The 12,044-nt window shown below is 43.2% G+C and carries 8 protein-coding genes; 1 reads left to right on the top strand and 7 read right to left on the bottom strand.

Going from position 1 to position 12,044, the window contains the following annotated elements; genetic code table 11:
• The 4 genes from K0778_RS02870 to K0778_RS02855 form a co-directional block, all read right to left on the bottom strand.
• Window positions 1-362: pyridoxal-dependent decarboxylase (locus tag K0778_RS02870; RefSeq protein ID WP_001491014.1), on the bottom strand; the 362-nt coding region annotated here is incomplete at its 3' end.
• A 361-nt stretch (window positions 363-723) separates the two neighbouring features.
• Window positions 724-3,507 (bottom strand): pitrilysin family protein, encoded by a 2,784-nt coding sequence (locus tag K0778_RS02865; protein WP_063084862.1) that lies wholly within the window; start codon window positions 3,505-3,507, stop codon window positions 724-726.
• A 56-nt stretch (window positions 3,508-3,563) separates the two neighbouring features.
• Complete coding sequence (locus K0778_RS02860; RefSeq protein ID WP_072651178.1) at window positions 3,564-5,936, bottom strand: TonB-dependent siderophore receptor; 2,373 nt, start codon at window positions 5,934-5,936, stop codon at window positions 3,564-3,566.
• 37 nt (window positions 5,937-5,973) lie between these two features.
• Window positions 5,974-7,659, bottom strand: coding sequence for an ABC transporter ATP-binding protein/permease (locus K0778_RS02855; protein ID WP_153449053.1), 1,686 nt, complete (start codon window positions 7,657-7,659; stop codon window positions 5,974-5,976).
• 202 nt (window positions 7,660-7,861) lie between these two features.
• Here K0778_RS02855 and K0778_RS02850 point away from each other — a divergent pair, with 202 nt between their 5' ends.
• Complete coding sequence (locus K0778_RS02850; protein WP_120795387.1) at window positions 7,862-7,984, top strand: protein YneP; 123 nt, start codon at window positions 7,862-7,864, stop codon at window positions 7,982-7,984.
• On the opposite strand, the gene K0778_RS02845 is transcribed toward K0778_RS02850, so the two are convergent.
• From K0778_RS02845 to ydeO, 3 genes are all read right to left on the bottom strand, one after another.
• Entirely contained in the window at window positions 7,950-9,107 is a 1,158-nt protein-coding gene (locus K0778_RS02845; RefSeq protein WP_001301030.1) for an anaerobic sulfatase maturase, read from the bottom strand. The two genes, K0778_RS02850 and K0778_RS02845, sit on opposite strands and share 35 nt — an antisense overlap.
• A 51-nt stretch (window positions 9,108-9,158) precedes the next feature.
• Window positions 9,159-10,841 (bottom strand): sulfatase-like hydrolase/transferase, encoded by a 1,683-nt coding sequence (locus tag K0778_RS02840; protein WP_001295684.1) that lies wholly within the window; start codon window positions 10,839-10,841, stop codon window positions 9,159-9,161.
• A gap of 401 nt (window positions 10,842-11,242) precedes the next feature.
• Complete coding sequence (ydeO, locus tag K0778_RS02835) at window positions 11,243-12,004, bottom strand: acid stress response transcriptional regulator YdeO (RefSeq protein ID WP_000060500.1); 762 nt, start codon at window positions 12,002-12,004, stop codon at window positions 11,243-11,245.
• Window positions 12,005-12,044 lie beyond the last annotated feature (40 nt).

The raw sequence follows: 12,044 nt of genomic DNA, 5'->3' as shown, positions 1-12,044 counted from the left end.
GTGCCAACGGCCTGACCATTTTTCGGCGCAGGCGCATGCCACAGATCGGCAACCATATTTACGCAACGCAGGTCGATGGCTGCGGATTGCGGATATTCTTCTTTGTCGATCCAGTTTTTGTTAATGGATAAATCCATCAATTTGTGGACATTTTCGTCGTCCCAGGTCTGGCAGAAAGTGGCCAGGTTCTGACGAGCGTTGCCATCAAGATATAATTCGTCATTGATAATCTGGAATGCGACATCGTCGCGCATTTCGTGCAGCGGAAAACGTTTTGATTCTGCGATAGTGGAAATAGACTTCGCACCAAAACGTGAATCGAGTAGTTCCGACCTTAAATCCGTTACTTGCTTCTTATCCATTTTAAACTCCTTAAAATGATTGGATCGCATTAAAAAAGTAGGATTTATCGATAAAGTAAGCAAGTGCAAAGGACTCGTGTTTAAATAACAAAATCCTAATGTTATTTATCGTGAGATATTACGAGAATAATATTTTTTCATTGAAAAACAATGCAATATGAAATTCTTGGGTGGTGGTAAGGTGTTTTATGCTGTTATTTTTATGCGCATTCTGTGTCTCCTGAATTATCACGTAAAAATCAGACCTTAAAATATCACTATTAGTACTTGATTATTATTTTGAACGCATTTATAAAATTATTACATAAAAATAGCGAATATTGCTAAAATCCCCGCCAACGATGTGTTGACGGGGCTGTTATTATTTTGGCAATAATACTCCGGTATAAGTATTTACCGGATGAGAAAGATATTGTTTAACGGCAGTGTTAACATTCTCTACCGTCATTTGTTTCAACAATTGCTCCTGCTCAGTCCATGCTGCAGGATCGTCATATTGAATAAGACTATTTACAATGGTGTTCGCTAATTGTTGAACGCTACGCTGTTGGATATCGAGGCTGCGCTGAACGTTTTGCTGGTATTCATTCAGTTCTTGCTCACTGATCCCTTTAGCCAGACGCTTAACCATCACTTCATTCGCTAACGTTAACAGTTCATCATGTCGTTCTGGTTGACAAGTAAAAGCCAGCAAATGACTGATATCTTTGGCCTGAGGATCAACCGAGAGGCGAGAAGAAACGCTGTATGCCCCAGATGCCTGTTCACGAATATTAACGCGTAGATCTTTTGCCAGTGCGACGTTAAAAGCATCGAGCGCCATACGCGTCGGCAGATTAACAGGTGTCCGGGAATCATAACGCTTCCACTGTGAAACCTGTGCCACAGGTTCATTTTGTTCTTTTACAGTAACCGATGCGTTGTCCGTCGCGCGAGTTAATGGTTTACCTGCGGCTAATGGCGAATCAGAGTGTTTGATTGATCCTAAGTAACGCGTAATTAACGCCACGAGTTTGTCTTCTGCGACATTACCGACAATGACAAACGTGATATCCGCTGGAGATGAAAACAATTGGCGATCGGCAGCCAGCGCATCTGCGGCAGTAAACTGTGCAATCTGATTTTCTTGCAGTAATTTCGTGCGGTCATCAGCATAGCGCGTCTCATACATCTGCTGGGCGAATTTCTCCGCTGGACGCTGGTCGAGCGTTTTCAACGCCTGAATTTGAGCATTTTGTAGCGATGCCCAAATATTATCGTTAAGCGTGCTGTGGGTGATTCGCTGGTTAATCAACTGAAAACCAGGTTCAGGGTTATTAGTCCGCGCGCTAACGGAGAGCAACGTATTCATGCCACTGACTTTACTGCTCATGGTTACCGAATTTTCCGCACTCCAGCGTTTCAGGCTGGAAGAGGAGAGTTCGCCAACGCCGCTTCCGCTAACTGCTTTATTTGCCAGCGCGATAAGTGATTTTTGCTGCGCAGGGAAACTTAAATCGCCTTTATTCGATACGGCAATAATTTGTAGCTTTTGCTCTTCACCCGCGGATTTTGCCAGAATAACCCTGGCACCATTGGAAAGTGTTAATGATGTCAGATTCTCCGCCAGCGTTTCTTTGCTGCTAATTTCCGCCTGTGGGTCTGCGTCTACTGTTAACGATAAATTTCTGCCTGGGAAGACGTAAGCCGCCAGCTTTTTGTTGGCGTACTCCTTTTCCAGCGCCAGGATAGCCGCAGGAGACAATGCTTTTTTGGCGGCAACCTCATTGTTTACCATTTGCTCCCAAAATGCGTCCTGGTTCTTTCTTAACTGCTGCCATTTTTCCGCCAGACTTTGCACGGTAATTTGCTGCCACAGACGTTTCGAAAGTTGATATGTCTCTTCCGGCGACAAGAACGGCGTATTATTTAATGAGCTGGATGCCAGGCGACTGGTCAGCATACGTAAATCACGTTCAGCTTGCTGATCAACCGCATTTTTCAGCCAGGTGAGGCGGGTAGATTTGACATCATCGAGTTCTTCAGCAGAAAAACCATGCTGATCAATGGTTGCCAACTCTGCCATTAATGCATTCGCAGCATCCTGCATATTATCGTCTCGTGCATTTACACGGAAAAACAGCGACTGATAATCGGGTGCAATTTTAACGCTGCGCGCAGTGCCGCCAGAAATAGTCTTCAACTCGCCCGACTGTATGCGTTCCTGCAGACGTTGATTGAACAGCTGAACTAACATGCTCCATTCAGCTTGTTCGATAAAGCTTTGCTCATCGTTCACTTGTACCATTGGCAGGCGATAATAGAGTGCGATGCCGTTCACCCGGTTTTCTTTATCATTAATGATATTAAAGCGCAGGTGATTTTCAGCTTTTGTCGGCCAGACGCGATTTTCAGCTGCTTTGTTAGCCGGAAGCTTACTTAAATTATCCTTTATCAGCGCCAGCGCTTCTTTACTGTCGATATCGCCGACCACGATAAAGGTCATATTATTGGGTTGATACCAGCGTTGATAAAATTGGCGCAATTGTGTCGGTGTGACCGTGGCGACAGTATCCATCAGGCCGATAGGTTCACGGTCTAAATTACGGGTATTAGCCAGCAGGAAAGGGCGGCGCGCCTGAGAGGTGCGCCATTTCGCATCCTGATGGGCACGCCATTCCTCAGTAATTACGCCACGTTCAGCGTCTACTTCGAGTTTTTCAAAGGTGGCGGCATTACTCCATTCACTGAAGATTGCCATCACTTGTTGCAGATTTTGTTTCTGCGTAGTCGGCAAACTCACCTGATACACCGTTTCGTCATAGCTGGTATAGGCATTAACATCGCGACCAAAACGCAGGCCCATTGACTCAAATGTTTTGATGACTTTATTACCCGGCCATGTTTTTGTGCCGTTAAACATCATATGTTCTACAAAATGAGCCACGCCGCGCTCATTGTCTTCTTCCTGCAATGAACCGGTATGAATTTGCAGCCATAAATTTACCTGATCCTTTGGATGAGCATGCGGATAAATCATATATCGCAAGCCATTGTCCAGTTGCCCGGTAATTAACTTTTCATCCTGCGGTAAGGCGGCGGCAATCAGCCGCCCGGGGAGCAACAGAGTTGCCACTAACGTCAGTAAGAAACAGAGGTTTCTCATAATTATCTCCATGCGAAAACCGGGCGAATTTACCCGGTTAAGTAAAATCCGAACTATTAAAATTTCATGCTGACATCAAGCCAGAAAGTACGGCCACTGGCGTAGGTCGCCACACCGGTGTTCGTTGTATCAACAGCGGTTTTGCTATCCAGTACATTGAGAATATCGGCACTGATCGTCAGGTTTTGTTGTTTCAGAAATTGTGGCGTCCAGGACAAGCGGGTGTCCCAGGTCAGGCTGCTATCCAGTTTTTCGTCAACATACTGCTTGTAATCTGAATATTCGCTGATGTATTGCGCATTTGTCTTACCAAGGATAATGCGAGCTTTACGCGCTTCTTGCCAGGCCAGCGTATTCGCCCACACTAACCCGCTCGGTTGATGCGTGAAATCCATGTTTAAGGAGATCTTTAATGGGTTATTAAAATCTGCCACTGGAACGCTCTCGTAAGAGACCAGATTACCGTTATAAACCACCTGGTTATCACCGGTATTGCTCTCCTCATAACCATTGTTTAACGACAAGTTGCCCTTGCTCTTGATATAGCTAAAGACAATTTGTGGGTTAATATCTACCTGGCGGATATGCAGGGGTTCGGCCAGTTCAAAACTGAGGCTGAACGAATGCGTTTTGGTTTTGCCATCGTTGTTATATTCAGTAATGGTGGTTTTAGTCGCGCTGTCGGTACGACTGCTTTTGCTGATTTGATCATGCGCTTCACGGTAAACATAGTTTGCACGCGCAATAACGTTCTTACCGATTTTCTGCTGCAATCCCATTGCCAGTTCATCGTTATAAGGCGTTTTCAAATCCTGATAACGCGTCAGAGTTTTATTACCTGATACCGATTCCGTCCAGCTATTGCGGATATCACGTAATCCCATATCAAGAATATTCCCGCCATAGTAACGGTTATAACCTGCTGTAATCATTGAGGTTTGATTAGCAAAAATATCCCATTCCGTCATAAAGCGCGGGGAGATATTGTGGTTTGACAGATAGTTGTCATAGTCATACCGCACGCCGGGCATTAATGACACATTACGCCAGCTAATGCGATCCGCCATATACAGCGTGTAGTTGTCAATTCCCAGGCGGCCTTTACCTTTAAGGTAAATGGTATGGTTAGTTTTCTTTCCGGCAGCATTAATCACATAGGATTCAGACTGGTTATGGCGTTCAGTCCACGCATCGGAATAGATGTATTCCGCGCCGAAGTAGGGTTGATGCGAAACATTACCCACGGCGAATTTTTGCCAGTCCAGGCGTGTTTTGAAGGTGTAATTATCTACAGCCTGGGAAATGTGTCCTAATCCGCCACGGGTGCAACGCCCTGTAATATCACCATATGTACATGAAAGTTCGGTGTACCAGATGTCATGATCGTGACGGGTATAATCACTAATATGATCCCAACCAACGGTGGTACGCAGTTTGGCCCATGCGAGCTGCGTATCCATATCCCATGCCAGACCATAGGATTTATTACCCATTTCGCGATCAGACTGCGGGAAGGTGCTGGTATTATAATCACGGCTGGAGCCGGTATATTTTAAGGTTAAATCGTGGGTAAAGCGGTCGCTGGCAAACCAGGTAAATTTGCTCAATGCAGTATCGATAACGTTTTTATACTGTGCCCGACCGGCGACAATGCCGTCATTCGAAACATAATCCGCGCGGGTGATATCAGACTGGCGGCGCGATAAACCGGCGGTAACGCCGAAGTTATCAGCGAGTTCCTGATTAAACGACAAGGTATAAAAGTTCTTTTTAAAATCTGGGGAGTAATAAGTACTTCCTGAAGAGCCTTGATTAAATGCGCTCTTGTTATTCTCATCGATATGCGATGTTAACCAGTCCGAACGCGTAGTGCGATAACCCAATTTCACCTTGCTATCATCAGCGTTGAAGCGTTTGATCTTTGCATCAATTACCCCGCCATTGAAGCGACCAAATTCAACCGGCACAAAACTGTCATAAAGCGTCACATTGTCCAGTAAGCTGACATCAAGATAATACCCCTGTGACATCCCGCTAATATTGGTTGCACTACTGGCATCGGACTCATTCGCTGGGTTCAGGTTATTAGTTGCACTAATACCGTCAATCAAATAGGCATTCTGGTAGGGCGACGCACCGTGAATAGAGATTTTCTCAGGGCGAATATCTCCCTGGTTCAACGAGGTACTTTGCGTTGAATCCATGCGTACCGCAGGGTTGGTTCTCAGCAGATCGCTGATATTGCCATTCCCGGTCGGTAAACGCTCGATGCTTTCACTGGTGTAATGCGTGTTGCCGTTTACGGGTACAGGGACAGGAGCATAGACCGTCATCTCTTCAAAAAAATGCATGTACATGTTTTTGTCATCGACGGCCTGCGCCACATCAGCGCCACATAAAATGACGCCAGGAATAAGAACTCGCTTCATTTATTTATATCTCCGTACAGCAGGGCTTTTATTGTTTTTATAAAACCGCGCTAATGTCACAAATATCATCGGCCAGGTTCCAGACACCGGGTTGATGTGTAACCATAATGACGCCGCTTGTGGGTAGTTTTTCACGCACTAAACGCAGTAAGCGGATAGCCTCTTGTTCCTCAAGATGAGAGGTAGTTTCGTCAAGAAATATCCATTTCGGACGTCGTAAAATTAATCGTGCCAGGGCGATACGTTGTTTTTCGCCGCTGGAAAGAATATCTCCCCAGCGATCGTGGTCATGAATACGCGCAGCCAATTTCCCAAGACCAACCTGATGCAGTACTTCGCTCAACGATTTATCGTCTACGGGCAGGGGAAGTGCTTTACAAATAATCTCTTTCAGTAAGCCGGTTTTGATTAACGGTGTTTGTGACACATACCAACTGTCAGCAGGAGAAGAAATATCACCTTTAAACCACGGCCAGCAGTGGGATAATGTTTTAAGCAGTGTGGTTTTTCCCGCACCAGAGTAGCCTTTCAGTAATAGCCATTTGCCTGGCGAAACATGAAAGTTCAGGTTCTCTAATATGATCTTATTATCAGGCGTACGAATACTCGCATCAGCCACTTGTACCGCATGTTGGCAATTTTTAGGCTTATTCGTAGGGCGCTGTTCAGTGAGTTGATGGAACTCATACAAGCGATCGATAACCGCAGCCAGTTCAGCAAGTTCGTCATATTTATAAATAAACCAGCTTAAATTGTTCGATACCAGCATAAATGCCTGGCGCGATTTCATCAGTCCGCCCAGATTGATCTGCCCGCTAATAAACTGCGGCAATAACAGAAAGTAGGGAAGAACGCCAAGCGAGCGCGAATAAATATTCTGCCAGTAATCAAGCCACCGCTGACGATTCATTAAACGATGCCAGTTCTCTTTAATGGTATGAAAATTGTCGCTCAACTCCTGGCGTTGTAGAGACTCAGCATTGCTTAGCGCAATCAGTTCTGCCTGCTTATTATGCTGCACAAGATTTGTTCGAAATGTCGCTTCGCTACGTTGTTTTTCCACATTAAGCGGACGAATACGTTTACCCACCTTATGGGTAAATAAAGTTCCACCGATCACAATGAGCACGACGGTATAGACCATATACCCCTGGATATTCCATTCTGTTCCACCAACAGTGAATGAGAGCGTACCCGCGCTTTGCCAAAGAATAACGGTAAAGGTGATCAGCATGCTAAGTGACTGGATGAAGCCAAATGAAAGACTGAGCGTTTTGCTGATCAGTAAGAGAATGTCTTCAGCGATACGTTGGTCAGGGTTATCTGTATTTTTATGCTCGCCGTAGATCTGCGTGAAGTAGTAGTTTTTATCTGCAAACCACCGATTAAGGTAGTAATCTGTTAACCATTCGCGCCAGCGAATAGTCAGCAGTTTAATTAACCATGTTTTGTTTACGGATATTAATACAAAGATCCCCAGCAGGGCAGGGAACCAAAGGACAAGCTGCCAAAGCTTATCGGTTTCTTTCTGGCTTAGCGCACTGAAAAAATCATTATTCCAGTCGTTTAACCAGACCTGAATTTTAACCACGCCAAGGATCATTGCGAGGATAATAATGATTAACAACACTGAAGTTTTATTATTCTTACGCAGCCAAAAGGGCTTCAACAGACAGAGATACTTTGCTATCAACATACGAAGCGTAATGGGAATGGTTATCATTAGCGAAAATTGATTGTGCCATCCAATGATTATCTATGGCAATGATTTACTGATGAAATTTATTTAAGTATCATTTAACAATATGAAATATAAAGGAATATTTCATTTTCAGTGGTTATGGTTATGCTATTGATAATCAAGGATATTGCTAATGCCCTGATGCATACCACGTAAGCCAGGATTTTCGCAAGGGAAGATGATGATGACGAAACACCCGACAGGAATTTATGTCGGGTGCCTTGTTAAGGTCATAAGAAGGAGGCTAAGAATGGAGTTAAAAGAGAGCGTTATTAATTATTCTCCATTTGTTTTGCAACATCCATAATGTGGTAAAGCGGTACTCTGTTCTTAGCTAACTCTACCATGGCGTTCATATAAGGTACCATGGTTGAAAAAAGGATTTTATAACCTTCGCAAAAATAAGAAACAGTCTCATTGTTTACTTTAGTAATACGATGCTTAGGACAACCGCCATTGCAGATAGGTTTATATGCACATTGCTGACATTTCGCTGGAATCCGTTTTTTTTGCGCTGTCAGTTGTACACTGTTCATCGTTTTGAGTTCAGATTTATTAATGTTTCCAATTTTGTACTGTGGATAGACAAAATGGTCGCATTCGTAAATGTCTCCATTACTTTCAACAACCAGATTATCCTTGCAGGACTCCTGGAAAATACAACTGGTATGCCCATTCCCCAAAAAACGGCTGACAAAGCTTTCAAACTGACGGATGAAAATTTCACCCACATCGTTTTTAACCCATTGCATAAAAATGGTTGACATAAACTTGCCATAAGCCGTGGGAGGCACAGAAAAATCAATGATACGGAATGTGTTCTCACTATGACCACTGAAATCAATATTCGGCGTCCCGGTTTCTAGCAATTCGATAAATTGCATATGTTTACTGCCGATAGATTTTAAAAAATGATAAACCTCAAGAGGGTAATGGACATTAACGTTATTAATGACGGTTAACGTATTAAACTCTACTTGATATGATTTCAGACGCTCGATGGCTGCTATCACTTTTGCAAAAGTACCGTTACCTGAATTACTGCGTCTGTAACGGTCATGTAACTCCTGGGGGCCATCGATCGAGATACCAACCAGAAATTCATGTTCTTTGAGAAAGGCACACCATTCATTATTCAATAAAATGCCATTCGTTTGTAATGCATTAAAAATACGTTTTTGGCCTGCATAGCGTTGTTGATAGTGAATAACTTTACGGAAAAAATCCAGGCCAGCCAGAGTGGGTTCACCGCCTTGCCAGGTAAAATAGACCTGATTGCCAGACGCTGCGATATATTGTTTGATGAACTCTTTCAGAGTGCTGTCATCCATCCATTTTTCATGAGTAAACTGCGACTCTTTTTCAAGGTAAAAACAGTAATCACATTTGAGATTACATTGAAAACTGGAGGGCTTGGCTGTAACGTGCATCGCTATCTCGCTCAATAAGGCGGCGGAAAAATCCGCCGCATGAAGGTTTAGTTATTTCGCTTCGCTTAGTGCTTTCTTGATATTGTTAAACTTCTCCTGATTTACCTCGCTAAGCGGTGGCTGGCTGCTGTCGATAAACTCTCTTACCACGCCTTGCATCTCTTTAACGACCTGCGGATTGGCGGCGGCAAGGTTATCTTTTTGCTGTAGATCCGTCAGTTTGTAGAGACCTAACTGATTGTTTTCTACTGTATAGACAAGCGAATAATCGTTATTTCTCACCGTATAAGAGAATTGGCTTAAGTCCTCAGTGTTGGGGTTATGCGGGTAATCGTCTGACTGATGGCGAACAAATTTGTGGTAATTATCCCAGAATGGAATATTTTCCTCGTCAAACCAGTGAGAATAAGAGGTTATCCAGGTCAGATTTTTATGTGGCTCGCCTTGTTTCTTATCTTGCAACCAGGGCAGCAAGGAAACGCCATCCAGCTTAAGGTCTTTTGGAATGCTGATATCGGCTGCATCAAGAGCTGTCGGGTAGAAATCCATTGCGGAAATCAGCTTGTCATAATTACCGGGTTGAAGTTTTCCTTTCCACCACATAAACATTGGGGTGTGAGTACCGCCAGGATAGGTCTGACTCTTATAGCCTTTTTGCGCCCCGTTCAGCGGCAGAGGACCATCGATAACCGCACCATTATCGGAGGTAAAGAGAATAATTGTATTGTCATACTGTCCGTTTTTCTTCAGTTGTTCGAGAATGCGTTTTACACCCTGATCAACAGAATAAACGGAAGCGTAGTAGTTATCTGCTGTTTGACTACCGGTATTAAATTGCTTCTGATATTGATCCGGTGCAGGATTATCATTTGGCAGGTGCGGAGCATTATAAGCCAGGTAAAGCATAAAAGGCTGGTCAAGTGTTTTGGCACGATCAACAACGCCAATTGCCTCATCGGTTAACTGATCGCTGATATAACCTTTTGCGGGGACACGTTCACGATTTTTGAACAGTGAAGGGGAGTTGTAATATGCCGTTCCTGCAGCGTGGAATCCCATAAAGTAATCAAAGCCACGGTTTTGAGGTTGCCATTCTTCCGCAGAAAATGTGGTGAAGTTGTCATGATAGTCACGCGTTTGTTTATCTTCCGGTACCGGCACATTACTGATTTTTGACAAGTGCCATTTACCTACTGCTGCAGTGTAATAACCATGATTCTGGAATAATTCAGGCAAGAAAGTTTCTGTTAGCGGAATACCATCCTGAGCATCGGTATTGGAATAGACACCAAAGCGGGCGGGAGCTCGACCGGTCATTATTGCGGCGCGGGAGGGGCCGGAAACACCGTGTGCCACATAGCCGTTAGTAAAACGTACGCCTTCATCCATTAATGAAAGGAGCGTCGGCGTTGATTTTTGTGCAGCTTCAATGGCTTTATCTATCCCTATTTTGTAGGTATCGACAACTTCACGATTTTCCATTGTTTTTGGGTCAAAAGATCCCTTATCAAAAGGAAGTTGTCCATAACCAAGATCATCCATGGTCAGTACGATAATATTTGGCTTTCCTTTGGTACTGTATTCTGTCGGCGTAAAGTCTGAGAAAGCAACGTTTGTTTTGGTTGCTTTCAGCTTTACATCATCTGCCGCATGAGCAGCAAATGCAGCCATACCAGATGCCAGTATCAAAGATATCGAGGTACTTACGACACTTTTCTTTAATGCAGACTTCATAAATGTTCCTCTTCTTATTGTACTTAATTCCAAAGTAATTTTACGAAGAGAAATAAGTGGATGTAAGTGAAGTTAGTCACATAAAGAGATAGCAGATTTAGCTAAAAAAAGGGAAAAAACAGTCCATAAAGCGTTGACATTACTTTCTGTTCTATTAAGTAATTTCTCGCCGATAAACAACTAATTTATTGATATTTAATAAATTATTGCATTTTACTGACAAAATGCAGAATTGAGATCATAAATAATCATGCAACAGGTTATGCAAGTGCATAAATATGTGATGGATGTCACTTATTTATTTCAATAAATATATCGCCTAAAAACAACGCGGGGCAGGGAATGGCTGCCCCATTTAATTCTTACGCAGCGTGTGTGGTTGACTACTCGTTAGCAAATAATCAAATAGCTAAAGCATTCATCGTGTTGCCCGTATTCATACCCGTGTGACTTTGACAACGGTACTCCTTAGAAACTCTCTTCGGACTGTTGCCGAAATGTTTGCGGAACGCATAAATAAAATAAGATGTACTGGCATAACCACATTGTTCGGCAATTTTATTGACTGAACCTTCTACGCGTATCAAATTTTTTGCGTGCTGCATTCTTGCATCTAAAAGAATCTGTGAGAATGTCGTTTGCTCTTGCTTAAGTTTTTTCTTCAACAGGCTTTCACTGATGTACAGGCAGTCACAAATATCTTTCAGCTTCCATGGGTGCGCCAGCTTCATGTTGACAATATTTCTCACTTTCCCAGAAACGGATAGCACACCGTTAGTTAATAGTGTAATGAAACCTTTGCATGCGGCAAAAATAGACAGGCAAGAAAAAAGCAAAAGTTCTGAAAAATTATGATGATTGCGTTCTTCCGAGTTGAGATAAGCAATCATTTCATTAAGCAATCCAGTCGGTACATTTGAAGCACGTAAAAACTTCGCAGGAACAGGCACCGTCACTGTCTGGATGTTAGTGCATTGTAGATATTTTTTAATGGTATTTTCATTAAATCCGATTTCTTTAAAATGCCGCTCATAAGGTTCAAAATTTGTACGAACAGCGTTATCTACCATCAGGATCTCGCCGTCAGAGAAGGCGTAATCTTTATCTAAAATGTTAGCGTTGAAAGCATGATGAATAAATATAACAGAACAAACGAGCGACATTTTATCTCCTTAAAACAATAAAGTTTTATCGATACTTTTT

It is taken from the genome of Escherichia sp. XD33, from assembly GCF_019375075.1.
GTDB lineage: Bacteria > Pseudomonadota > Gammaproteobacteria > Enterobacterales > Enterobacteriaceae > Enterobacter > Enterobacter flexneri_A.
This window is presented reverse-complemented; position numbering and strand designations above follow the sequence as displayed.

Bases quoted from the DNA above. Each gene is read 5' to 3' on its own strand.
- K0778_RS02865 (WP_063084862.1), bottom strand. From the start codon at position 3,507: ATGAGAAACCTCTGTTTCTTACTGACGTTAGTGGCAACTCTGTTGCTC.
- K0778_RS02860 (WP_072651178.1), bottom strand. From the start codon at position 5,936: ATGAAGCGAGTTCTTATTCCTGGCGTCATTTTATGTGGCGCTGATGTG.
- K0778_RS02855 (WP_153449053.1), bottom strand. From the start codon at position 7,659: ATGATAACCATTCCCATTACGCTTCGTATGTTGATAGCAAAGTATCTC.
- K0778_RS02850 (WP_120795387.1), top strand. From the start codon at position 7,862: ATGACGAAACACCCGACAGGAATTTATGTCGGGTGCCTTGTTAAGGTC.
- K0778_RS02845 (WP_001301030.1), bottom strand. From the start codon at position 9,107: ATGCACGTTACAGCCAAGCCCTCCAGTTTTCAATGTAATCTCAAATGT.
- K0778_RS02840 (WP_001295684.1), bottom strand. From the start codon at position 10,841: ATGAAGTCTGCATTAAAGAAAAGTGTCGTAAGTACCTCGATATCTTTG.
- ydeO (WP_000060500.1), bottom strand. From the start codon at position 12,004: ATGTCGCTCGTTTGTTCTGTTATATTTATTCATCATGCTTTCAACGCT.